The following is a 24,252-nucleotide window of genomic DNA, read 5'->3' as shown; positions in this document are numbered from 1 at the left end:
CGACGCCGTTTCATTGATACGGGGATTCACATACCCAAGATATTGGGGATTCGGGACAAAAATATCGATATCCTTGCTCATGCGATGGCCGTAACGAAGCATGAGCACGGTGCCACCGCCAAACGTCCAAAACGGATTGGCTGTGCCGTATGTCCGGATTTCGTCAATCAGCGTCAGTGCTTGACGAAAGAGGTCGCGCCACGGGCCGCCGGGTAACGACAAGGGCGCGCTCATGCCCAAACCTCCCGATATGCATGCAGTTCCCGAGACCACGCGGCCAAATGCTGCCAGATCGTTCTTAACGGCGTACCGGAACTTCTGGCTGCCTCTTCGGCCGCCTTGACAATAACGGGCACCGGGACTTCGTCGAGAAAGGCTGATAGTTGCGACTCGCACCCTTCGGGGATCCGCCCCGTTGCAAGCGCGCTTTCCAATTGGCGCTCCGTCAGACGCCCCTTGTAACTCACATTCGAGCTGACCGTTGCCTTGTAGAGACCGCGCTGCTCAGGCCGCGGCTGTGCCGTCAACTCGATTCCGAGGACGCTCAGAAGGGGAATCAGCCTATTTACGCCGAGGTCCTTGACCTTACCGGCTTCAAGCTGATTGATCGTGGCACGCGATAAGCCAGCGAGCTTGGCCAGTTGCGCCTGGGTCAGATCGAGTTCGACCCTCCGTTTAGCGATGGCTTGACCGATCTCGTATAGCTGCATGATGTTTTTTGCCTCTCGATGCACTCCATGAATGTAAAATATATTTTACATCAAGATGCGAGAAATGGACGTGGCTGCGCACACGCCATCCCTGAGTCGAGTTCCCCCCGGTCCCCGAAGGGCTGAGCGGGCAGACACGCACCTCTCACCGCCCGCCGTCTCTCATCTACTCCACCAACCCATCCGCCCCCGGCTCGCCTTCTCCGAGTTCGGCCCCCGTCTCCGGGTCATGCGTTCGATCCGACTTCAACCGCCGCTTCATCTCGTCGAGCGTCGTGCGCTCTTTCTCGGTCAACTGCACCGCCGCCGATCCGTCACCGCCGTCAACCGGAATCGGCGGATCCTCGACGAGTCTCAACCCGCGCCCCTCATTCCACGGCCCCCGCTCCGGCGGCGCCCCATGCGACATCTTGAAGTACGCATCCGCGTACTCGGCTTCCGGCGCAAGCTTGCCCGGCGGGAAGTTCGCCGTGATCGCATACAGCGCCTTCTCGAACGACTTCTGGTGCGACACCTCGCGCGTCATCAAGAAGCCCAGCGCTTCGCGCACACCGGGATCGTCCGATACGTTGATGAGCCGCTCGTAGATGATCTTCGCGCGCGCCTCGGCCGCGATGTTCGACCGCAAATCCGCCGTCGGCTCGCCGATCGTGTCGATATACGCCGCGCTCCAAGGCACGCCGGCCGAATTCGTCAGCGGCGCTCCAGCGCCATAGAGCACTTGCGTGACGTGGCTGTCGTTACCGGCGCCGTTCAGCTTCCGATAGAGGTCGGCCTGTGCATCGACCGCCTCCGCCAACTCGCCCTTCGCGCCGCGATTGAGCATGGCGACGATCGATCCGATGATCTCCAAGTGACTGAGCTCCTCGGTCGCAATGTCGAACAGCATGTCCTTGCGGCCGGGATCTTCTTCGGTGATCGCCTGCGTGAAATAACGCATCGCAGCCGCCAGTTCTCCTTGCGGCCCGCCGAACTGCTCCAGCAGAAGATTTGCCAGCCCCGGATCGGTCTGGCCGACTCGAACCGTGTACTGCAACCGCTTGTTGTGGACGAACATGAGACCCCCTTTCCGGTCGTGAATGATCGATATGCCGCTCGCCTCCGTCCGCAACGACCATTCCCGCGACCACCATCGCAGCCGTTTCCTCCGAAGCTCGGCGCTTGACTTTGTATCTTTAGATATATATCTTTAGATACACACTCACTTTTTCGGAGCGATCCCATGCGACACCGTTTCGACGACTTCGCACGCGAATTCGGATTCCACATGCGTGCCCGCGGGCACGGGCATGCTCACGCGCCCGCCGGCGAAGCGGGTCCCGACTATGGGCATTGGTACGGCCGCCGCCGTGAGGGAGCCGGTGGTGCTGCCGGTGAGGCTTTGGCTTTTCATCATCACGACCATGACCGCGGCCACGGCGGCAGTCGCCACGCGCGCCGGGGCGAGCCTTCGTTCCTCCTCGAACTCTGGCATGCCATCGGGCGGCAACGGCATCGCCACGGCGGCGGCGGTCCCTTCTGGGGCGGACGCGGCGATCACGGATACGGCGACGACGACAACTTCATGCGCGGCCGCAAATTCAGCGGTGACGACCTGCAGTTGATGCTGCTCGCGCTCATCGCCGAAGCGCCGCGCCACGGCTATGAGTTGATCAAGGCCCTCGAAACCCGCTCGAACGGTTTCTATGCACCGAGCCCCGGCATGGTCTACCCTGCGTTGACCTATCTTGAGGAACTGGGCTTCGTCACCGTTCAACAGGAAAGCAACCGCAAACGCTACGAGATCTCGGATGCCGGCCGCGAGCATTTGGCCGCGAATCAAGATCAGGTCGACATGATCCTCGCCAAGCTCAGCTTCGTCGCACACAAGATGGAGTCGATGCGGCGCGCCTATACGGCGGAGGACGACGATGAAGGCGGCCGCGAGGCGCGTTGGCATCCGAAGCTGCGCCAAGCGAAGTACACGCTGAAGCTGGCGCTGCTGCGCCGTATCGATGCCGACGAAAACGAACAGCAGCGCGTCGCGGAAATCCTGCTGCGCGCCGCCGCGGAAATCGAGGGCAAGCCGGCCGCCGGCCCGGCAGCGCAAGAAGCCGGGGTGTAACGCGCGCGCCCGCTCGCACGTCAGAAGACCCATGGCGGTCCATTTTGGCCGCCGTGATTCAACCCGTGATTCAACCCGCAATTCACGCCGCCGTTCGGCCAACGGCACGTCGACAAGGATTCGAATAACGATGTATGCCATGCCTCAATCTCGCGAGCGGCGTCTGATATGGCTGCTCGCGCTCGTGCAGTTCACGCTCATCATGGATTTCATGGTGATGATGCCGCTCGGGCCACAAATCATGACCGCCTTCGACATCTCGCCTGCCCAGTTCGCGGCGGCTGTGTCGGCCTACTCGTGGTGCTCGGGACTCTCGGCCTTGCTGGCCGCCACCTATATCGATCGCTTCGATCGCCGTAAGCTGCTCCTCGCCGCGTATCTGCTGTTCGCGGTATCGAACGTGATCTGCGCCTGCGCAACCAGCTATCCGCTGTTGCTGGCGAGCCGTGCGTTCGCCGGCATCACGGGCGGTGTCCTCGGTGCGGGCGTCATGGCGATCGTCGCCGACGTCGTCCCCGTCGAACGGCGCGGCGCCGCAACGGGCGTCATCATGACGGGATTCTCGATGGCCGCGATCGCGGGCGTGCCGGCCGGCGTGGTGCTCGGCGCGTACTTTCATTGGTCCGCACCGTTTTGGCTGCTGGCGGCGCTTACGGTCACGATCGCGGTGGCCACCTCGCGCATCGTGCCGCCGCTCTCCGAGCACCTGTCGCGGCAACGTCCGCCGCTAGCCGAAACGCTGCCGAGGCTCGCACGGTTGTTGACCTATCCGCGTCACGTCCGAGCCTTTGCGTTGACGTTCCTGATCATGCTCGCGCACATGCTCGTGATCCCGTTCATCTCGCCGATGCTCGTCGCGAATCACGGCGTGGCTCCCGGCCGTATCTCGTGGCTTTACATGGCGGGCGGCGCCGCCACGTTCTTCACGTCGCGCGCCATCGGCAGGCTCGCGGATCGCATCGGGCATCGCGTCGTGTTTCGCGTTTTCGGCGTCTTGGCGCTCGCGCCCGTGCTGATCGTCACGCACTTGCCCAACGTGCCGTTCTGGATCATGGTGCCCGGGTTCGCGCTCTTCATGATCATTTCGTCGGGACGGATCGTGCCGATGCAAGCCATCCTGACGACAGTACCCGAGCCGCAGCACCGCGGCGCATTCCTCAGCGCCAACGGCGCACTGCAGTCGCTCGGAACGGGCTGCGGTGCATGGCTGGGCGGTTCGATGCTGTCCACCGACGCCGGGGGACATCTCGTCGGCTATGGTCTCAACGGATGGGTGTCGGTCGCATTGGCGTCGATCGCGATCGTTTGGGTGGGATACGTGCGAGGCGCGGCGCCCCCCGCTGCAGCAGCCGCGCCCAGCGCGCCCTCGCCCACGCCCGAACTGGCCGGCGAGGCGTAAAGCGGGTAGGCCCGGGCCGATGCACGATGTTGCGTGTCGCATCGCCCCGGGATTCATCACCGGACGGATCGGCGAATGCGTTCGTTCACGCGCTGCGCCGTCCTTCGCCCGCTGCGTTCTTGGCCGGCTCGCCGGCGCCACGCGCCAGCACCGGCACCAATGCTTGCCCCGTATGGCTCTCGCGCACGCGTGACAACGTCTCGGGATCGGCCGCCGCCACGATCGTCCCACCGCCGGCCCCGCCTTCCGGGCCCAAATCGATGATCCAATCGGCTTCGGCGATCACGTCGAGATCATGTTCGATGACGATCACGCTGTGCCCCGCGTCCACGAGCCGATGCAGCACGCGAATCAGGCGCGCGACGTCGGCCATGTGCAGGCCCACCGTCGGTTCGTCGAGCACATAGAGCGTATGCGGCGCCTTCTGCCCGCGCCGCGTCACGTCGTCCCGCACCTTCGCCAGTTCCGTCACGAGCTTGATCCGCTGCGCCTCCCCGCCCGATAGCGTCGGCGAGGGCTGCCCCAGCGTCAGATAGCCGAGGCCCACGTCCTTCATCAGTTGCAACGGATGCGCGATGCTCGGCATCGGCGCGAAGAATTCGACGGCCTCGTCGATCTCCATCGTCAACACATCGCCGATGTTCTTGCCGCGCCAGGTCACGGCAAGCGTTTCCGGGTTGAAGCGCTGGCCGTGGCAGACATCGCACGCGACTTTCACGTCGGGCAAGAAGCTCATGCCGATCGTGCGCACGCCCTGCCCTTCGCAGGCAGGGCATCGCCCGTCGCCGGTATTGAACGAGAAACGCGAGGCGGCATAGCCGCGCGCCCTCGCCTCGAGCGTCTCGGCGAAGAGCTTGCGAATCGTGTCCCACAAACCGATATAGGTAGCCGGGCACGACCGCGGCGTTTTGCCGATCGGCGTTTGATCGACTTCGAGCACGCGATCGATCGCCTCGAAGCCCGTGACCGACTCGCACCCCTGCCAGTTGTGCGTGACCTGCAGCGGCGCGCGCGTCGCGCTCGAGGTCGCGCGACGGCTCGGCTGAGCGCGCGGCTTGGCCGATGCCGCGTCGTCCGCCTGTGCGGAGCGGCGCGCACGGCGCGTCGCCGGCGACGACAGCACCGAGCGCCCGACGGCGTCGAGCAGGTTCGTCATCAACACGTCGCGGGCGAGCGTCGACTTGCCCGAGCCCGATACGCCCGTCACGGCGACGAGCCGCGCAAGCGGAATCCGCGCCGTCACGTCGCGCAGGTTGTGCAGCGATGCCCCATGCACCGTCAGCCATCGTTCGGGTTCAGGTACCGCGGGCAGGCTCCCCTTGCCCTCGGGACGCACTTCGCGGCGCGGCTGAAGCGGATGAATGATCGGCCGCGCGAGGAATTGCCCCGTCAGCGAATCGGCATGCGCCGCGAGGTCGCTCACGCCGCCCTCGGCCACGAGCCGGCCGCCGCGCTTGCCGGCGCCCGGGCCCACGTCGATGATGTGGTCGGCACGGCGAATCGTGTCTTCATCGTGTTCGACGACAACGAGCGTGTTGCCCTTCTCGCCGAGCTGATGCAGCGCGTCGAGCAAGATCCGGTTGTCGCGCGGATGCAGCCCGATCGTCGGTTCGTCGAGCACGTAGCACACCCCCTGCAAGTTGCTGCCGAGCTGCGCGGCTAGGCGGATTCGTTGCGCTTCGCCGCCCGAGAGGCTCGGCGCGGCGCGATCGAGGCTCAAGTAGCCGAGCCCCACCTCCTCTAGGAAGCGCAACCGGCTCGCGATCTCGCTGATGACGTCACGCGCGATCTGCGCGTCGCGTCCCGACAGCGAGATCGTGTCGACCCATGCGCGCGTATCCGAGACGGTCCATCGTCCGACATCGACGATCGAACGGCCGTCGAACTGTACGGCGCGCGCGGCTTCGTTCAACCGCGTGCCGCCGCAATCGGGGCACGGCGTGTCGCCGACGCCCTCGATTTCCTGCTCCTCGGACGGCAATGTCTGCTCGCGGCCCCGGCCGTCATCGGCAACCAAGACCGTATCGTCGTAGGCCGCGCGCTGCTCGCGCGTGAGCGCAAGCCCGGTGCCGACGCAGCTCGTGCACCACCCGTGCTTGCTGTTGTAGGAAAACATGCGCGGGTCGAGTTCGGGGTAGCTCGTTCCGCAGGCTGGACATGCGCGCTTGACGGAAAGCACCGCCATCTCGCCGATGCCGATCGTCGATCGCTTGGCCGCCAACGCATCGGCCAAGCCGTCGAGCGGCGCCAATAGATGCACGATGCCTTTGCCGAGCTCGAGCGTCGCATCGAGCGCGCGGCGCAGCTCGGCCTCGTTGTCGGCCGAGATGACGAGATCGGCGACCGGCAACTCGATCGTATGCTCGCGGAAGCGCTCGAGCTTCGGCCACGGGTCGACAGGCAGGAATTCGCCGTCGACGCGCAAATGCGTATGGCCGCGCGCCTTCGCCCATTTCGCGAGATCGGTGTAGACGCCTTTGCGGTTCACGACGAGCGGCGCGAAAAAGCCGACGTGCTCGCCGGCATAATCGCGCAGCAGTTGCGCCGCGATCGACTCCGCACTCTGGGGCTTGACCGGCGTGCCGTCGTGCACGCAGTGCTGAATGCCGAGCTTCACGTAGAGCAGCCGCAGAAAATGCCAGACCTCGGACGTCGTGGCCACGGTGCTCTTGCGGCCGCCACGCGACAGGCGCTGCTCGATTGCCACGGTCGGCGGAATGCCGTAGACAGCGTCGACTTCGGGCCTTCCTGCCGGCTGCACGATCGAGCGCGCGTAGGCATTCAGCGATTCCAGATAACGACGTTGGCCTTCATGGAAGAGGATGTCGAACGCGAGCGTCGATTTGCCGGAGCCCGATACGCCCGTGACGACGTTGAATTTGCCGTGCGGGATATCGACGTTCAGGCTCTTGAGGTTGTGCTCGCGCGCGTTGACGATGCGCACGACGTCGTCGCCCTCGACCGCACGGCGCGCACGCGCCGCGGCGAGCGCCGACTGCAGCGGCACGCCGGCGGCGGCCTCGTGCGCTTCGCCGGCGCCGAGCGTTGCGTCGTACTGCGTGAGCGCGCGTCCCGTGTGCGATGCTTCGCACGCCTTGATGTCGTCAGGCGCGCCGACGGCGACGATGAGCCCGCCTTCGTCGCCGCCCTCGGGGCCGAGGTCGATGATCCAGTCGGCCGCGCGAATGACGTCGAGGTTATGCTCGATCACGATCAGCGAATGGCCGCGCGCCAGCAGCTTGCCGAACGCGCGCATCAGTTTGGCGATGTCGTCGAAGTGCAGGCCCGTCGTCGGCTCGTCGAACATGAACAAGCGGCCACCGGGCGTTTGCTCGGCACCGATCTTGCCGCTCGTCTCGGCAAGAAAGCCCGCCAGCTTGAGCCGCTGCGCCTCGCCACCCGACAGCGTCGGCACGGGCTGCCCCAGCTTCACGTACTCGAGCCCGACATCGACGATCGGCTGCAGCACGCGCAGCACGTCGGCATCGTCGGCGAATAAGCTCACGGCCTCGCTGACGGTGAGCTCCAGCACGTCGGCGATAGACAAGCCACGCTCGCCGCGCTCGATGGTCACTTCCAGCACTTCGGCGCGATAGCGGCGCCCATCGCAATCGGGGCAGCGTAAGTAGACGTCGGACAGGAATTGCATTTCGACGTGCTCGAAGCCCGAGCCGCCGCACGTAGGGCAACGTCCATCGCCCGAGTTGAAGCTGAAAGTGCCGGCCGCGTAGCCGCGTTGCAAAGCAAGCGGCGCTTTGGCGAACAGTTTGCGGATTTCGTCGAATGCACCGACGTAGCTTGCCGGATTCGAGCGCGCGGTCTTGCCGATCGGCGATTGGTCGACGAACACGGCGTCCGCGATCAAATCGGCACCGATCAAGCCGCGGTGCTCGCCCGGCGCTTCGGTTGCACGCCCGAGGAAGCGAGCCAGTGCGGGGTTGAGCACGTCTTGGATCAGCGTCGACTTGCCCGAGCCCGACACACCCGTCACACAGACGAGCCGCGCGAGCGGAATCTCGACCGTGACCGCGCGCAAATTGTGTTCGCTCGCGCCCTCGAGGACGAGCCGCGGGGTTTGCGCATCGACCGGCCGCAGAGCCCAATGCGCCGCGTCGGCCACGCGCCGGCGGGCGCCCAGATATTCGCCCGTCAGCGTCGGCGCCGAGCGGATGTCGGCCGGCGTGCCGTCGAAGACGATCGAGCCGCCGCGCTCGCCGGGCCCAGGCCCCATGTCGATGAGACGGTCGGCGGCCAGCATCACCGAAGGATCGTGCTCGACGACGACCAGTGTATTGCCCGCATCGCGCAGGCGCCGCATCGCTTCGACGATCCGATCGAGATCGCGCGGATGCAGCCCGATGCTCGGCTCGTCGAGCACGAACAACGTTTTCGTGAGCGACGTACCCAGCGCCGTCGTGAGATTGATCCGCTGCACTTCGCCGCCCGAAAGCGTGCGGCTTTGGCGGTCGAGCGTCAGGTAGCCCAGGCCGACGTCGCTGAGGTAGCGCAGCCGCGTGCGCACCTCGGCGACCAGCAACTTCAACGCGTCGTCGAGCAATGCGCTAGGCAGCGTGATCTCGTCGAAGAATCGGCGGATGCGCCCGATCGGCATCAGCATCAAGTCGTGCACGGTCAGCCCGGGTAGCGCTTCGACTTGCGCGCGCGTCCAACTCACGCCGCGCGGCATGAAACGCGCGCTCGGAGCGAGCACGGCGTCGGCGTTGTCCTTCGTGCCCAGGCGCCAGAGCAGCGATTCCGTCTTCAGCCGCGCGCCGCCGCACGTCTCGCACGGCGTGTAGCTGCGGTACTTCGACAAGAGCACGCGAATGTGCATCTTGTACGCTTTGGACTCGAGATAGCTGAAAAAGCGGCGCACGCCGTACCACTCGCGCTGCCATTCGCCATTCCAGTCGGGCGAGCCGTTGATGACCCAGTCGCGCTCGTCGTCGGTCAACTCGGCCCAAGGCGTCGTCGTGCGGATGCGTGCGCGCGCCGCATAGCGCATCAAATCGTCCTGGCACTCCTTCCAAGCCGGCGTTTGCATCGGCTTGATCGCCCCGCCCGCGAGCGTCTTGCGCGCGTCGGGGACGACGAGCCCGAGATCGACGCCGATCACGCGGCCGAAGCCGCGGCATGCGTCGCACGCGCCATAAGCCGAGTTGAACGAAAACAGGCCCGGCTGCGGATCGGCGTAGCGCAGATCGCTCTCGGGGCAGTGCAGGCCCGTCGAGAAACGCCAGATGCGCGGCGCTCGGCTTCCCGCATCGCCGCCGCCATCGCCATCGGGCAGCACGTAGACGTTCACGCGGCCGGCCCCGCGCTTGAGCGACGCCTCGATGGCCTCGACCACGCGCGCCTTGTCCGTTTTGCTCAGGCGAAAGCGGTCGGCCACGACGTCGAGAATCTTGCGCGTACCAGCCGGCGTCGTCACTTCACGTTCGGCCTGCACGCGCGTGTAGCCGCTGGCGGACAGCCACTGCCCCACTTCGTCGGGACTCGCGGTATCGGGCAGCTCGACCGGGAACGTGACGGCGAGCCGCTCGTCGAGTTCGGCCGTGCGCGCCACGAGCTCGGCATAGATCGTCTCGGGCGTGTCGTGACGCACGGGCTCGGCCGTCGCTTTATCGAAGAGTTGAGCGGCACGGGCGAAGAGCAGCTTGAGGTGATCGTTCAGCTCCGTCATCGTGCCGACGGTCGAGCGCGAGCTGCGGACCGGGTTCGTCTGGTCGATCGCAATGGCGGGCGGCACACCGTCTACACGGTCCACCTGAGGGCGGTCCATCCGATCGAGAAACTGCCGCGCATAAGCGCTGAACGTCTCGACGTAGCGGCGCTGCCCCTCGGCATACAGCGTATCGAACACGAGACTCGATTTGCCTGAACCCGAGGGCCCCGTAACGACTGCCATCTCGCCTGTGCGCAGGTCGAGATCGATGTTTTTGAGATTGTGTTGACGAGCTCCGCGAATGCGGATGACGCCGGAAGTCATGGGACGTGTCCTTTGTACGCGCTATTTCGAACGATGCGCGCCGTCGTTTTGAGATAAGAAAGCGCGCCAGGGGTGCAATGATAGTCCTGCCCGGCGGAGTTGGCCGGCCTGCGCGCGGGCGCATGCGCTTTGTTCGGCCAACCGCCCGCTGGCGTGTGGATCGACCCCGATTGATCGGCGCGGAACAGGTAAATTGATGACAGCCACTGACGAAAATACACGCTGATGCACGCAGCCCCACGTCGTACCCGCCTCCTCCGTTGTCGGCGGCGGCGACAGAACGTTTAGAGAGTCGTCTCGATCCGCTCGTCGGACAGTGCCTTCGCTACCCTGGCTTTCAGCACGGGCAGCAATTCGCGCTCGAACCACGGATGGTGCTTGAACCAGCCCTGATTGCGCGGCGACGGATGCGGCAGGGGCATGCGCGCCGGGCCGTAGTCGCGCCATCCGGCGACGGTCTCGGTCAAGCTCGCTCGGCGTGCGTTGCCCAAGAAGCGCTGCTGCGCATAAGCCCCGACGAGGAGTGTCAGCTCGATGTGCGGCATTTCGCCGAGGACGCGCTCGAGCCAGAGCTCGGCGCATTCGCGCCGGGGCGGCAAATCGCCGGACGTACCCCGCCCTGGGTAGCAATAGCCCATCGGCACGAGCGCGACGCTATCGGGATCGTAAAAACGCTCGGGACCGATGCCCATCCACGCGCGCAGTCGCTCGCCGCTCTTGTCGTCCCAGGGGATGCCCGAGGCGTGCACCCGCGCACCCGGCGCTTGGCCGACGACGAGCACGCGTGCCGCGCGCCCAACCTGCAAGACAGGCCGCGGGCCGTGCGGCAAATGCGCCGCGCACGCTCGGCAGGCGCGGATTTCCGTCAGCAGCGACTGCAGCCGGTGAACGGACGAAGAGGAGGAAGACGACATCGGTAAAGCGTAATGAAGACGAACGGGATCCGGATATCGATGATCAATGACGCGCGAGTTTGCGCATGAGGTAGTCGCGCAGCACGACGGCCTGATTGTGCTCGCGATCGCGCGCGCCGAACAGCAGCATGATCGGTCCATGCTTGGCCGCATCGACGAGCGGCTGCCAGGCGGCCAGGTTGGCGTCGAGCTCGGCCCAGTAGCGCTCGCGAAATTCGTCCCAGCGCTCCGGATCGTGCCCGAACCAGCGCCGTAGCTCTGTGCTCGGCGCGACGTCGCGCAGCCAGGCTTCGATGCCGAGCGCGTCCTTGGTGACCCCGCGCGGCCACATGCGATCCACGAGAAACCGGGGAGGACCGCCCGATCCGAGTGTGTCGTAAGCGCGGGCGATCCCGATTCGAGGGTGTTTCATGATGCTCCTCCTCGCGCCGGACATACCTCGGCGCCGATCAGACTTGCCGCAGCGTCGCGTCGAGCGCGTGCGCGGAAGTGCGATCGCCCTCCGTCGCGAGCGTTGCCCGAAAAACCGTCTGCCGGTTGTGACCGACGGCAGCCGGCGAGTCCCACAACAATTCCACCTGCGAACGCCGTGCCCACCCGTGCGCGCGCCACGCGGCGGCCCCGTGACGCCCAGCACCCGACGCCGTGCCGTCAGCGGTCACCGCAGCCGGCACGGTCGGGCGCTCGCGTTCGATCGCCGATGCGACCGGCCATTTGACGGACAACTCGCGCGCATCGTATTGACCCAGCTTGCGGCTTTCCACCCAAACGACGACGGTTCGGGTTGCGGCGTCGAGCGAGACGGCATATCGGCCGATCGCGAAACGCCGCGCGGCGGCATTCGTGCGCCACAGCGCGCGCGGACGGCAAATCCATAGAACCGCCGCATATAGGGCCGGCGCGGCGACGAGCCAGCCGTTCGTCTCGGCGATCGCATTGACGGTGCGCCTGCCGCCCGCGGCCCAAACGAAGACGCCGATCGACCAGACAGCGAACAACAAGCAGAGGAACGCGAACAGCCGCAGCGCCTGCCGCAGCCACTGCGGCAACGGATGGAATGGCCGTTCCGCGCGTGCTCGAGCGCCGGGCAGCACGATCAGCAGAAACAGGAAAACACCATTGATCGATGCCCACGGCGAGGACGCCATGGCCGACAGCGATTCGCCATAGCCCATTTGCGCCATCGAGTAGAGCCAGCGCGCCAGCAGAACGAGACCGATGGCGCGCAGCGTGAACATCGTGCCGGCACCGGGTGCCGGTTCTGCTCGCGTGGGGGTCGCTCTCGCCAAGACGCTCTCCTAAGGTCATTCGTCGTTGCCGCCGTTTTCGCGGCAGCAGCATTATAGGGATTCAGAGGCCGTCTTTCTCGCCTTCGTTGCATCGCAATGAACGGATTGCATCAAGATGCGGAAAATCGCCTTACCGAAGACACAAACGACACGCCCCGCCTGCCGTGAAGCAAGCGGGGCGTGAACGAACGCGCGGGACGTCTCGCGAGCAGCCGGCGCGCGGCAACCGCGCGGCGCTGCCGCTCAACCGGCGGCGACTTCGCGCAGCACCGTGCGGCGCTGCTTGCGCAGCAGGTTCTCGTACGACGCGAGGTAGTTCTGCGCCATGACCTTCGACGTGAAGCGCTCTTCGAACGCTTTGCGCACGGTTGCGCGCGGCAGCGAGGACAGGCGCTTGACGGCGGCGACGGCCGACAGTTCGTCTTCGACGACGAAGCCCGACACGCCGTTCTCGATGACTTCCGGCACCGAACCGCGCTTGAAGGCGATCACGGGCGTGCCGCAAGCCATTGCTTCGATCATGACGAGACCGAACGGCTCCGGCCAGTCGATCGGGAACAGCAACGCGTGAGCGCCGCCGAGGAATTCGGCCTTCTCGGATTCGCTGATTTCACCGATGTATTCGACGTGCGGCAGCGCGAACAGCGGTTTGATCTGCTCTTCGTAGTACGCGCGATCGGCCTTGTCGAGCTTCGCCGCGATCTTGATCTTCATGCCGGCCTTTTCGGCGATGCGGATGGCCGTGTCCACGCGCTTTTCAGGCGAGATGCGGCCGAGGAACGCAAGGTAGCTCGGCTCGACGTCCTTACGCGGCGTGAGCAGATTCTCGGGCAGGCCGTGATAGACGGTGGAGAGCCAGTTCGCCTGCGGCAGCGGCATACGCTGGTTGTCCGAAATCGAGACGACCGGCACCTCGTTGAACGTATTGAAGATCGGCTGCAGTTCCGGCAGGTCGAGGCGGCCGTGCAGCGTCGTCAAATACGGAACCGGCTGGCGCGAGAACAGCGAGAACGGGTAGTAGTCGATGTGGAAATGCAGCACGTCGAATTCGTCGGCGCGGCGGCGCACTTCCTCGAGCAGCAGCATGTGGGGAGCCATCGTATCGCGGATCGACGGGTCGAGGCGCAGGGCTTGGGGCCAGAACGCTTCGAGCTTCGCTGACGTCTTCGAATCGCCGCTCGCGAAAAGCGTCACGTCGTGGCCGAGTTCGACGAGCGCTTCCGTCAGGTACGACACCACGCGCTCCGTTCCGCCGTAGAGCTTCGGAGGAACCGCCTCATGCAAAGGAGCGATTTGAGCGATCCGCATAGTGATGAACTCCTAGTAAAAATTCAGGCAAACAAGTTGACGTTGTCGGAAGCGAATCGCCCGCTTCTGCATCAGGCGGCAGTATCCGCCCCTTCGGGACGGTGCGATTCGCCCTTCTTCGTCGACGACACCGTACGATCGGTCGGGGGCTACGCGCCACATGTCGTTAAACGCACGGCTCGCCCAACCGTTGACGGCACCCGTCACATTCTCCTAGGGCAAACCCGGATCGATTATCCAACCCGTTTCATGCTGCGCCGCGGGAGATTTCAAACTCTTTACGTTGTTACACGCCGGATACATTTCGACCGACACGGCGGCCCGCAGCCCACCTAAAGTAGGCCGAAGCCGGGTCGAACCGGGTGCCATCCCGCCGTCCCAGTCCTCTATCCAGCCCCAAATACCACAATCCCCGGGGCATTTGGACATAACCGGCTATTGTATCGGAAAATTACGGTTAGCTTCGGTCAACCTTTCGTTCTGAAACGCGCACCGAACTTGCTGCGTCGGGCGTGAACGATGCGCCGCCGCAACCGGCACTGTGCGTTGTGCCCATCCAACGCTCGTCGTGAAGCCCCGGGGATGTTCCGCGGATGTTTACAATGGCGGCGTGCCGCACTATCTCGTTATTGCTCGAGATTGGCTGCCGGTACGCCCCACGCAGACTATGCTTTTGATGACACTCGCTTCGCGTGCCTCGCACGAACCACAATTGGAACATTTGACCGTCGCCGAGCGTAACGCTCGCAACGCCAGGCTTTCGGGCTATGCCGATCGTCCCCTGGCGTTCCTGCTCAGTTACATCCGGCGCCACCCCGTCGCGCACGCGATCGTCTTGGCGAGTGTTTTCGCGGCCGTCGGCTGCGCGCTCGCCTCGCAATACGCGATCAAGCATCTGATCGACGTGCTCGGCATGGGCCGGGGCCACCCGGGCCCGCTGTGGGCGGCGTTCGCGATCCTCGTCGGCCTCATCGCGGCCGACAACCTGCTCTGGCGCATCGGCGGCTGGGTCGCGGCGCACGCGTTCGTCAACGTGACGGGCGACCTGCGGCGCGACCTATTTCAGTACTTGACCGGCCACGCGCCGACGTACTTTTCGGAACGCCAGCCCGGTACGCTGGCCAGCCGCATCACGGCCACGTCGAACGCCGTCTACACGTCCGAGAACACGATGGCCTGGAACGTCCTGCCACCGTGCATCGCCGTGATCGGTGCGATCGTCATGATCGTCACCGTCAACCCGGTCATGGCCGGCTGCCTTCTCGGCTGCTCCGCCGTGCTGGCCCTCGTGTTGTTCAAGCTCGCCGGGCGCGGCTCGTCGCGACATCACAAGTTCGCCTCGAAAGCGGCGGCGGTCGACGGTGAGCTCGTCGACGTCATCGGCAACATGGCCCTCGTGCGCGCCTTCGGCATGACGTTTCGCGAGCATCGGCGCTTCGGCGAAACGGTCCAGGCCGAAATGGACGCGCGGCAGCAAAGCCTGCTCTATCTCGAGCGGCTTCGGCTCCTGCACGCCGCCATCACGGCGGTGCTGTCGGCCGGACTGCTCGGCTGGGCGCTGTGGCTTTGGACACAGGGGCGCGCGACGTCCGGCGACATCGTGCTCACGAGTTCGCTCGGTTTCACGATCCTGCACGGCACGCGTGATTTGGCCGTCGCGCTCGTCGACGTCACTCAGCACATCGCCCGGCTCGCGGAAGCCGTCAAAACGCTGCTCGAACCGCACGGCATGCCCGACCGCGAAGGCGCCGTGCCGCTCGTGACGCACGGCGGCCGCGTCGACTTCGAGGGCGTGACGTTCGCCTACCCGCGCCGCAAGCCGATCCTCGATCATTTCGATCTGCATATCGAAGCGGGACAGCGCGTGGGACTCGTCGGCAAATCGGGGGCCGGAAAATCGACCGTGCTGGCGCTGTTGCAACGCTTTTACGAAACGCAAGCCGGCTCGATCAAGATCGACGGCCAAGACATCGGCACGATCACGCAAGACAGCCTGCGCCACGCCATCGCGCTCGTCCCGCAGGACATCGCGCTGTTTCATCGAACCGTCTACGAGAACATCGCTTACGGCCGGCCCGATGCGAGCCGCGAGGAAGTGCATGCGGCGGCGCGCGAGGCGCGCTGCACCGATTTCATCGAAGCGATGCCCGATGGCTTCGACACGATCGTCGGCGATCGCGGCGTGAAGCTGTCGGGCGGCCAGCGGCAACGGATCGCGATCGCGCGCGCCATCTTGAAGAACGCGCCGATCCTGCTGCTCGACGAAGCCACGTCGGCGCTCGACAGTGCGTCGGAAGAAGCGATCCAGCAAGCGCTCGACCGGTTGATGGTGGGCCGCACCGTCATCGCCATCGCGCACCGCCTTTCGACGCTGCAGAACTTCGACCGCATCATCGTCATGAGTTCGGGCAAGGTCATCGACGACGGCACGCCCGAAGCGCTACGCAACCGGCCCGGCATCTATCGCGACCTGCTGGCCAAACAGCACGGCAAGGCGATGCTGCTGCATCCAGGCGGGCGCAAGGTCGACGAGCACGTCGCTTGAATTCGGCTCACGCGGCGACGCGTTTGCGCGTGGCCTTGGCGCGCCCTTGCCCGCCGGTCGTCCTTGGCATGTCGGCAGCGGCCGGCGGCGGCTGCGCGTTGCTTTGCGCCAGGTCGCGCAAGAACGTGTCGCGCCACACGGAAACGTTGTTGTTGCGCAATTGCGCGATCATGTCGCGATAGCGCGCGCGCCGCTCGGCGAGCGGCATCGACAGCGCCTGAGCGAGCGCCTGCGCCATGCCGTCGATATCGATGGGATTGACGATCAGCGCGCCCGTCAACTCGTCGGCCGCGCCGGCGAAGCGCGACAGCACCAGCACGCCGGGATCGTCGGGATCTTGCGCGGACACGTACTCCTTCGCGACGAGATTCATGCCGTCGCGCAACGGCGTCACGTAGCCGACGTGCGATTGACGGAACAGCGCGGCGAGCACCGTCCGCTCGTACTGCCGGTGGATGTAGCGGATCGGCGTCCAGTCGAGTTCGGCGAAGCGGCCGTTGATCCGCCCCAGTTCCGACTCGAGCCGCAATCGGATGTCTTGATAGGCGTGCATGTCGGCACGCGTCGGCGGAGCGATCTGGACGAACGAGACGTTGTTGCGGCACGCCGGCACCTGATCGAGCAGCCGCTCGAACGCACGGAAACGCTCCACGAGGCCCTTCGAGTAATCGAGCCGGTCGACGCTCATGATGAGCTTGCGATCGTGCAGCGTCTGGCGCATCGTGCGCACCGACTTGCCGCGCGCCCCTGCCTTCGCAAGCTGAGCGATTTCGTCGGGGTAGACGCCGATCGGATACGCCGACGCGCGCAGCGAGCGCCCGAATGCACGCACGCACGCCGGCGCGCCGGCAACGAACGCCCCGCCCGGCCGCCCAGTTTCGATCACTCCGCCGGCCTCGTGCACGACGTAGTCGCAAAACGCGCGCACGTCCGCTTGCGTCTGAAAACCGAGCAAGTCGAACGAGCACAGCGCCTCGACGAGCGCACGATGCGGCGGCACGGCCAGCAGCACCTGCGCAGCCGGAAACGGGATATGCAGAAAAAAGCCGATGCGGTTCGTCACCCCCGCCGCACGCAACGCTTGCGCGAACGGAATCAGGTGATAGTCGTGCACCCAGATGACGTCGTCGGCGCGCAGCAGCGGCACGAGTTGTTGCGCGAGCCAGGTGTTGACGCGCCAATAGCCTTCGAAGTCATGACCGTCGTACTGGATCATATCGGCGCGGTAATGGAACGCCGGCCACAGCGTCGCGTTCGAAAAACCGCGGTAATACTGATCGTAGTCGCGCCGCGCGAGGCCGATCGTGGCGAACGTGACGGGGCCTTGCTCGACGAGTTGCAGTTGAGGCTGCCCCGACGAGACTACCTCCCCGCTCCAGCCGAACCACATGCCGCCCGTTTCCTTGAGCGCGTCGTACACGCCGACGGCCAAACCGCCTGCGGCCGGGCCGCCTTCCGAGATCGGCGCGACCCGGTTCGAAACGATGATGAGGCGGCTCATGAGGTACGCTGCCCCTCGGCGACGATGCGCGCGAGCCAGTCCACGAATGCGCCGACCGAATCGGCGCGCGCGCGCGCCGACGTATCGCCCGCGCCGACCTTGATCGACAGGCCGCCGCGCTCGTTGACGACCGCGAAGCCCTTCTCGTCGGTCAAATCGTCTCCCGCGAAGACCGGCGTTCTGCCGGCGAACGGCGGCTCGTCTAGGAATGCTGCCACCGCGCGGCCCTTGTCGACGTTCTTCGGCTTGATTTCGTAGACCATTTTGCCCGGCTGCAGCACGTAGGCATCCGGGTGCTCGTCGACGAGACGCTGCGTCGCCTCGCGCGCTACCGTTTCGGCCAGCGGCGCGTTGCGATAGTGCAGCGCGAGCGCGGCGCCTTTGATCTCGAGCAGCGTGCCCGGGTGAGCCTTGACGAGTTCGGCCAGCACGCGTTCCATGCGGAGCAGCCTCTCGTCGTTGAAGCCGAGCCGGACCGTATCGCCGCTCGCGTCGCGCCGCTCAGCGCCGTGCAGGCCCGCAACGGGCAAGTCGGGCATGGCGAGAAAGCCGTCGATGCTGTCAATGCCTCGCCCGGACACGACGGCCACCGCGCCGCGCGTCAAGCGCCGCAATTGCGCGAGGGCATCGGCGACTCCTGTCGATACGACGACACCATCAGGCGTCGGGGCGAGTTCGACGAGCGTGCCGTCGAAGTCGAAGAAAAATGCCGTCTCGTGGAGAGGCAAAAAAGCCGGTAAAGATTGCATCAGCTTGGTTCGCGTAGCGGCCCTGCCGGCGTTCAAGCCGAGCAAAACCGGAAAAGTTTGCGCATCTTACCGCGCCTATGCTGCCATTTCGAGCGAGAGCGCCTCGAAAAACGAAGACGCCGAGCGCTGACGCCGACGCGGTGCCTACCCCGTATCTTGCCTGGTTCTCGCGAAACCCTGCGACATATTGCCCCTGCATTGCCCTGCATGGGCTGCGTGCACGGTAACGGTAAGGTATTTGCGCTATAGTCCCTGCCTCGCAGCCGCCGAGCCGGCGCTGCCCCGCGAGGGCGGAGCCGCGGCGCAGGTGCATTTCTACGAGTCCCGCATGCCGCAAAGTGTTCCCCGCGTCGGGCCGCCGCCAGGCGAACCGGCTTGCTTCGCCGCCGCTTCGTCCGCCTTCGACGAGGCCGCACCCAACGCCGCCGCCTGCGCGCGCCGCGTTTCGTCATCGCACTTCGAGCCGGCGGCCCGCCGAATTCTGCGCGCGCTGGCCGCTCTTGCCTGCGCCGCGCTCGTGGCCGGCTGCACGCATGACGATGGCCATTGGCAATTGACTGACGTAACCGGTCACCTTCCCGATCTCGCGTTCACGCTGACGGCGGACACGGGGCAAAGCGTCACGGCTTCGGCGTTTCGCGGCGAGACGACGCTCGTCTATTTCGGCTACACCCATTGCCCCGATGTCTGCCCGGAAACGATGGCCCGTCTCATGCAGGTGCTCGAGAAGCTGCCCGCGGCGGACGCCAAGCAAGTGCGCATCTTGTTCATTTCCGTCGATCCGGCACGCGACACGCCGCAAGCGCTGCATGCCTATGTCACGGCGTTCGACGCTCAGCACATTCGAGGCCTGACAGGTACCGACGCGCAGGTGGAATCGCTCGCGAAGCGCTATCGTGTCGCGTATCAGATGGAAAAGCGCGATCCGAACGGCAGTTACGAGGTCACGCACAGCTCCGCCGTCTACATCTTCGATCGCGAAGGCCGGGCGCGGCTGCTCGCGACGAGCGGTGATTCGCCCGATGCGATCGCGCACGATCTGCAGCGTGTGATCGAACAAGGTGCTTGAGGCATTGTCGGGGCATGGGGCCGCGGCCCCGCAAACTGAAACGCTCGGACGGCGCAACGCTCGATGCGCCGTCCGCCGCCAAAACGCCGGGCACGGCGAAACAAGTCGAAATTCGCGATGAATGTGCTTTACTGGCTCGATCCGTGGGAACCGTCGCCGACGGTGGTAATCGCCGTGCTCACGGCGGCGGTACTGTACGTGCGCGGCGTGCGCCACGCGCGCGTATCGCTCCTGCGCCAGATATCGTTCTGGTTCGGGCTCGTCTCCCTCTATATCGCCTTGCACACGCGGCTCGATTACTACTTCGAGCACGAGTTCTTCATGCATCGCTTGCAGCATCTCGTGCTCCATCATCTCGGACCGTTCTTCATCGCGTGGTCGTATCCGGGCGCCGCGCTGCGCGCGGGCATCCCGTTCAGCTGGCGCCGGCGTTTCATCGGTCCTGCCGTCAAGACGAAGCCGATGCGCGCCGTGTTCGACATCGTGTTCCACCCTATCGTCGCCGTCTTGCTGTTCGTGGGCTTGATCTACTTTTGGCTGCTTTCGCCGATCCACTTCAAGGCGATGCTCGATTGGCGGCTCTATCGAATCATGAACTGGAGCATGGTCGTGGACGGCCTGCTGTTCTGGTGGCTCGTGCTCGATCCGCGGCCGGCACCGCCTGCGCGGCTGGCGCCGGGGCGGCGAATCATGATCGTCATCGCCGCCATCCCGCCGCAAATCGTGCTCGGCGCGCTCATCTTCTTCACGCCGCGCGAGCTCTACCCGATCTACTCGATCTGCGGGCGTGCATTCACCTGGATCAGCCCGATTCGCGATCAGCAGATCGGCGGATTGCTGCTTTGGATTCCCGGCTCGATGATGAGCGTGCTCGGCGCGCTGATCGCGTTACGGCACTGGATGCGGCTGTCTGCACGCGAACGCCGGATCGAGGAGCGGCGGCAGTTGCCGGCCCGGGGCCAAACGCCGGCGGCCGCGCAGGCGCACTGACGGCGTTCGGTTTTCTCTAGCGCGGGAGCGGGAGCCGGCCGCGGCATCCGGCTATGGGCTAATCGGGCTACCCGCCATCCGTCGGCAAGAAGGCGGCTCAGGCGGAGCGCATCCAGACGTGAGGGATGCCGTCCTCGTCATGGACTTCCGAAATCGGCTCGAAGCCGAAAGCACCGTAGAACATTTGCAGATGCGCCTGCGCATGGAGCTTGATCGCCGCATGGGGCCATTGCGCCACGATATGCTTGAGCGCCTGCTCGAGCATCGAGCTGCCCAATCCGATGCGGCGAAACTCGGACACCGTCAATACGCGGCCGATGCGGATGTCGCCGTCCGATGCATCGGGCAGCAACACGCGCAAGTAGCCGGCCAGCGAGGGATGGTCTGCCTGGCCGGCGCCACCGCCGGCGTCCGGCACTCGCTTATTCGCCGTGCGCGAATAAGCGAGTAAATGCCACGCGTCTTTATCTAGTCCGTCGACATCGTTATAGATACACTGCTGCTCCACGACGAATACGGCATTGCGCGCCTCGAGCATGTCATACACTTCGAGCGCCGTGAGGTCGGTAAAAGGCTTCCAACGCCATTCAAGAGATTCGTGCGAGTCGCGGGCGGAGTCGGTCATGGGCAAATTTGCGAATGGGGTGCCGGACGATTATCCCGCGAGTGACCGGCAAATGCTAGGCGCCGGTCAAATCCAACGACCCGCAGGCGATTAGCCGTTCGGTCGAATCGTGAACCAGGGCTTCGGCGCGTAGCATGGTCTTCACCATGCATCGCACGCCTGCACCGGGCGTGCCGAACCTGAGAGAAAAGCCCATGACAGAAGCGACAAACGATACTCGCCCCGAAACAATCGTCTTCGGCGCATTCGATCGACACAATTTCGGCGACATGCTCATTGCGCACGTGCTCACCAAAATGCTGCCGAACCGGCCGCTGCGGTTCGCCGGTTTGCGCGAACGCGATTTGCGCCCCTACGGCGGCCATTTCGTGGAAGCGATTTCGACGCTAGCCGCGTCGTACGGCGATCAAACGATCGACATCGTTCACGCCGGCGGCGAACTCCTAACGTGCGATGCTTGGGAAGCCGCCATCATGCTCGCGCCTGCCGATCAGGTCGAAGCAATGATCAACGAGTACCCCGCTTGGGCGCAAAAGCCTGCCGAATGGGCGCAACTGCATCTAGGGGTGCATGCGCGCGCGCCTTACGTTTTATCGAAAGCGCACTGCCCGGCCGCACGCCGCATCCTTTTCAACGCCGTGGGCGGCGTCGACCTCGAGCAGCTCGATCCGATCATGTTCGCGGAAGTCGCCGATGCGCTTCGCCATGCCGACCACATCTCCGTGCGCGACGCATTCACGCAACGCCGGCTCGACATCGCAGGTGTCGCGACGCGGCTGCTGCCCGATCCCGCGGTCATGGTCGCCGAATTGTTCGGCGACGTCATTCGCGATCGCGCGGCCTGCGAAGCCTTCTCCGCCCTACGCGATGCGTGCCCGAACGGCTACCTCGCCGTACAGTTCAGCGCGGATTTCGGCGATGACCGAACGCTCGACGAAATCGCCGTGCAACTGGATATCGTCGCAGCGCAGCATGGCCTCGGCGTCGTCTTCTTTTGCGCCGGCATCGCCCCGTGGCATGACACCGTGGAGATCTATGAGCGGACGCGGCAACTCATGCGCACGCAATCGGCATACATCATGACCTCCCCGCACATCTGGGATATCTGTGCGCTCATCGCGAATAGCCGCGCTTATTGCGGCAGCAGTCTCCACGGCCGAATCGTCGCGGCGGCGTTCGCGCTACCGCGCGTCAACATCCGCCATCCCGCGCGCCTCACGAATCAAAGCAAGCAAACGGAGTTCGCAAGCACCTGGGAAGACGCGGACGTACCCGGCGAGGTCAGCGTCAACCAGATCATACGAGGCGTCGAGAATGCGCTGCGCCTCGAGCAGGAAAAGCTGCAGCGCATCGCGAGCGCACTCGTGAGCGAATATCAGGCCGGCTTCCCGGCCGTTGCGGGGCGGTTGCGCTGATATCGCCGCGCCTCATCGGAGGCCATAGGGAGACTGATGCGACGGCGCAGTCGAAATTGGGCCTGCAGGATAAGGCGGTTTTCCAGCACAATGCCTGCAGGCCCTAACATAAGCCGTCGATTTTCGATACGGCCACCCACTTGTGGAACCCCCATGTACATACCCGCCGATTTCAACGAACCTCGCAAAGAAGTGCTGCACGCGCACATCGCGCAACATCCGTTCGGCACGCTGGTCACGCACGGCAAAAGCGGGCTCGACGCCAACCACATTCCGTTCGAACTGGCGGCGGAGGAAGGCGAATTCGGTGTGCTGCGTGCGCATGTCGCTCGCGCCAATCCGGTATGGCAAGACGTCGCGAACGGCGACGAGGTGCTCGTCGTGTTTCGTGCGGGAGACGCCTACATCTCGCCCAACTGGTATCCGAGCAAGCACGAGGCCCATCGGCAGGTGCCGACATGGAATTACATCGTCGTGCATGCGTACGGACGCATGACGATTCACGACGACGAAAAATACGTCCGCGGCGTGGTGGCGCGACTGACACGCGCGCACGAAGCGTCCGAGCCCCAGCCGTGGAAGATGAGCGACGCGCCGAGCGACTATATCGATACGCTGCTCAAATCGATCGTCGGTCTGCACATCGACGTGACGCGATTGGTCGGCAAGAGCAAGCTAGGCCAGAACAAAGAAGCCCGCGACATCCAAGGCGCCGGGGAGGCGCTGCGCGCACGCGAGCAGTTTCAGATCGGCGACGCGATGCTCGCGGAAGCCGCCCGCAAGCGCAACTGAGGAAGCTCAGGAAGGGAACCGAGCATTCGCCCGCACCGAACCAAGCGTTCACGCAACTGGCCCGGTCGAATACCGAGCAACTGATCATGGCGGACAGCGCACGATCAGCAACAATCGCACGACGCTCACACCACCTCGAGGCCCCGATGTCCGGCAACACGTTCCTCTCGGCAAATCTGCTGCTCGCCTACGCGGCCTATTTCGTCGGCACGGCAAGTCCCGGGCCGAGCAACCTCGCGATCATGTCGATCGCGGCCAACCACGGCCGAAAGGCCGCGTTGGCGTTTGCAACCGGCGTTATTTCGGGGTCGATGTTTTGGGCGACGATTGCGACGGTGGGCATCTCAGCGGCCCTGATCGCGTATTCGCAGTTCATCGTCGCGATCAAACTCTTCGGTGGCCTCTATCTCCTTTGGCTCGCCTACAAATCGGGACGCACAGCACTGTTCGCTTCCGTTGCCGCACCAGAGAAGTCCGATCGCGCCGCAACCTTCAAAGGGCTATACGTAAAAGGGATCTTGCTGCATTTGACGAATCCGAAGGCCGTATTGGTCTGGGTGTCAATCGTCGCGCTCGCGTCGAACGGCTCGGGATCGACGCGCGGCGCGGTGATTCCGGGATGCGCCCTCATCGGCACGTGTGTGTTCAGCGGCTACGCGCTGATCTTTTCGATGGACTCCGCACGGCGCGTCTATACGCGTGCACGCCGTGCGCTCGAAGGGTGTCTTGCAGCGGCCTTCGGAATCGCAGGCATCAAGCTGTTAGGTGGCGCGTCCCGGTAGGCACCCGCTTCCGCTTTGATTCGGGACTCGCGCCCCCCGAGAGGGCGACCGAGGAATACGGCCAAGCGCTG

The 24,252-nt window shown here is 64.9% G+C and carries 19 protein-coding genes; 8 read left to right on the top strand and 11 right to left on the bottom strand.

All coding sequences use genetic code 11. The annotated features are described in order from the left end of the window. From ACTHNZ_RS17960 to ACTHNZ_RS17950, 3 genes are all read right to left on the bottom strand, one after another. Nucleotides 1-234, bottom strand: a 234-nt coding sequence (locus tag ACTHNZ_RS17960) for a nucleotidyl transferase AbiEii/AbiGii toxin family protein (protein ID WP_440543907.1), incomplete at its 3' end; no start/stop codon positions are given. Next, on the bottom strand, nucleotides 231-710 hold the full coding sequence (locus ACTHNZ_RS17955; protein WP_440543906.1) for a helix-turn-helix transcriptional regulator: 480 nt from the start codon (nucleotides 708-710) through the stop codon (nucleotides 231-233). The genes ACTHNZ_RS17955 and ACTHNZ_RS17960, both read right to left, overlap by 4 nt. Nucleotides 711-876: 166 nt before the next feature. After that, nucleotides 877-1,767 carry a manganese catalase family protein gene (locus ACTHNZ_RS17950; protein WP_440543905.1) on the bottom strand — a complete coding sequence of 297 codons (891 nt, stop codon included), beginning with the start codon at nucleotides 1,765-1,767 and terminating at the stop codon, nucleotides 877-879. 165 nt (nucleotides 1,768-1,932) lie between these two features. On the opposite strand from ACTHNZ_RS17950, the gene ACTHNZ_RS17945 reads away from it, so the two are divergent. Both ACTHNZ_RS17945 and ACTHNZ_RS17940 read left to right on the top strand, forming a co-directional pair. After that, on the top strand, nucleotides 1,933-2,814 hold the full coding sequence (locus tag ACTHNZ_RS17945; RefSeq protein WP_440543904.1) for a PadR family transcriptional regulator: 882 nt from the start codon (nucleotides 1,933-1,935) through the stop codon (nucleotides 2,812-2,814). A 130-nt stretch (nucleotides 2,815-2,944) separates the two neighbouring features. Then, nucleotides 2,945-4,213 (top strand): MFS transporter, encoded by a 1,269-nt coding sequence (locus ACTHNZ_RS17940; protein ID WP_440543903.1) that lies wholly within the window; start codon nucleotides 2,945-2,947, stop codon nucleotides 4,211-4,213. Between the two features lie 85 nt (nucleotides 4,214-4,298). Here ACTHNZ_RS17940 and uvrA read toward each other — a convergent pair whose 3' ends face one another. The 5 genes from uvrA to ACTHNZ_RS17915 form a co-directional block, all read right to left on the bottom strand. Next, nucleotides 4,299-10,202, bottom strand: coding sequence for an excinuclease ABC subunit UvrA (uvrA, locus tag ACTHNZ_RS17935; protein ID WP_440543902.1), 5,904 nt, complete (start codon nucleotides 10,200-10,202; stop codon nucleotides 4,299-4,301). Nucleotides 10,203-10,486: 284 nt separating this feature from the next. Beyond that, nucleotides 10,487-11,116: a uracil-DNA glycosylase family protein gene (locus ACTHNZ_RS17930; RefSeq protein WP_440543901.1), complete on the bottom strand. Its 630-nt coding sequence runs from the start codon at nucleotides 11,114-11,116 to the stop codon at nucleotides 10,487-10,489. 43 nt (nucleotides 11,117-11,159) lie between these two features. Further along, nucleotides 11,160-11,528 carry a DUF488 domain-containing protein gene (locus ACTHNZ_RS17925; RefSeq protein ID WP_440543900.1) on the bottom strand — a complete coding sequence of 123 codons (369 nt, stop codon included), beginning with the start codon at nucleotides 11,526-11,528 and terminating at the stop codon, nucleotides 11,160-11,162. Nucleotides 11,529-11,565: 37 nt separating this feature from the next. Beyond that, complete coding sequence (locus ACTHNZ_RS17920) at nucleotides 11,566-12,405, bottom strand: hypothetical protein (protein ID WP_440543899.1); 840 nt, start codon at nucleotides 12,403-12,405, stop codon at nucleotides 11,566-11,568. A 243-nt stretch (nucleotides 12,406-12,648) separates the two neighbouring features. Next, nucleotides 12,649-13,713, bottom strand: coding sequence for a glycosyltransferase family 4 protein (locus tag ACTHNZ_RS17915; protein WP_440543898.1), 1,065 nt, complete (start codon nucleotides 13,711-13,713; stop codon nucleotides 12,649-12,651). Nucleotides 13,714-14,389: 676 nt separating this feature from the next. Between ACTHNZ_RS17915 and ACTHNZ_RS17910 the strand changes: the two genes are divergently transcribed. Further along, the gene (locus ACTHNZ_RS17910) at nucleotides 14,390-16,258 is read left to right on the top strand and encodes an ABC transporter ATP-binding protein (RefSeq protein WP_440543897.1); all 1,869 of its coding nucleotides are present in this window, start codon (nucleotides 14,390-14,392) and stop codon (nucleotides 16,256-16,258) included. A 7-nt stretch (nucleotides 16,259-16,265) separates the two neighbouring features. On the opposite strand, the gene otsA is transcribed toward ACTHNZ_RS17910, so the two are convergent. Both otsA and otsB read right to left on the bottom strand, forming a co-directional pair. Further along, nucleotides 16,266-17,759: an alpha,alpha-trehalose-phosphate synthase (UDP-forming) gene (gene otsA, locus ACTHNZ_RS17905; protein WP_440543896.1), complete on the bottom strand. Its 1,494-nt coding sequence runs from the start codon at nucleotides 17,757-17,759 to the stop codon at nucleotides 16,266-16,268. Continuing rightward, nucleotides 17,756-18,508 carry a trehalose-phosphatase gene (gene otsB, locus ACTHNZ_RS17900; protein WP_440543895.1) on the bottom strand — a complete coding sequence of 251 codons (753 nt, stop codon included), beginning with the start codon at nucleotides 18,506-18,508 and terminating at the stop codon, nucleotides 17,756-17,758. The genes otsA and otsB overlap by 4 nt, the downstream gene beginning before the upstream one ends. A 328-nt stretch (nucleotides 18,509-18,836) precedes the next feature. Between otsB and ACTHNZ_RS17895 the strand changes: the two genes are divergently transcribed. Both ACTHNZ_RS17895 and ACTHNZ_RS17890 read left to right on the top strand, forming a co-directional pair. Next, entirely contained in the window at nucleotides 18,837-19,577 is a 741-nt protein-coding gene (locus ACTHNZ_RS17895) for an SCO family protein (protein WP_440543894.1), read from the top strand. A gap of 117 nt (nucleotides 19,578-19,694) precedes the next feature. After that, entirely contained in the window at nucleotides 19,695-20,567 is an 873-nt protein-coding gene (locus ACTHNZ_RS17890) for a cytochrome c oxidase assembly protein (protein ID WP_440543893.1), read from the top strand. Nucleotides 20,568-20,664: 97 nt separating this feature from the next. Here ACTHNZ_RS17890 and ACTHNZ_RS17885 read toward each other — a convergent pair whose 3' ends face one another. Then, nucleotides 20,665-21,192: a GNAT family N-acetyltransferase gene (locus ACTHNZ_RS17885; protein WP_440543892.1), complete on the bottom strand. Its 528-nt coding sequence runs from the start codon at nucleotides 21,190-21,192 to the stop codon at nucleotides 20,665-20,667. Nucleotides 21,193-21,386: 194 nt separating this feature from the next. On the opposite strand from ACTHNZ_RS17885, the gene ACTHNZ_RS17880 reads away from it, so the two are divergent. The 3 genes from ACTHNZ_RS17880 (at nucleotide 21,387) to ACTHNZ_RS17870 (ending at nucleotide 24,181) form a co-directional block, all read left to right on the top strand. After that, nucleotides 21,387-22,607 carry a polysaccharide pyruvyl transferase family protein gene (locus tag ACTHNZ_RS17880; protein WP_440543891.1) on the top strand — a complete coding sequence of 407 codons (1,221 nt, stop codon included), beginning with the start codon at nucleotides 21,387-21,389 and terminating at the stop codon, nucleotides 22,605-22,607. Between the two features lie 153 nt (nucleotides 22,608-22,760). Continuing rightward, nucleotides 22,761-23,399 carry an FMN-binding negative transcriptional regulator gene (locus ACTHNZ_RS17875; protein WP_440543890.1) on the top strand — a complete coding sequence of 213 codons (639 nt, stop codon included), beginning with the start codon at nucleotides 22,761-22,763 and terminating at the stop codon, nucleotides 23,397-23,399. 146 nt (nucleotides 23,400-23,545) lie between these two features. Further along, nucleotides 23,546-24,181, top strand: a complete 636-nt coding sequence (locus ACTHNZ_RS17870) for a LysE family translocator (RefSeq protein ID WP_440543889.1) — start codon at nucleotides 23,546-23,548, stop codon at nucleotides 24,179-24,181. The last annotated feature ends 71 nt before the right edge of the window (nucleotides 24,182-24,252 follow it).

Source organism: Trinickia sp., assembly GCF_051953955.1.
Classification (GTDB): domain Bacteria; phylum Pseudomonadota; class Gammaproteobacteria; order Burkholderiales; family Burkholderiaceae; genus Trinickia.
This window is presented reverse-complemented; position numbering and strand designations above follow the sequence as displayed.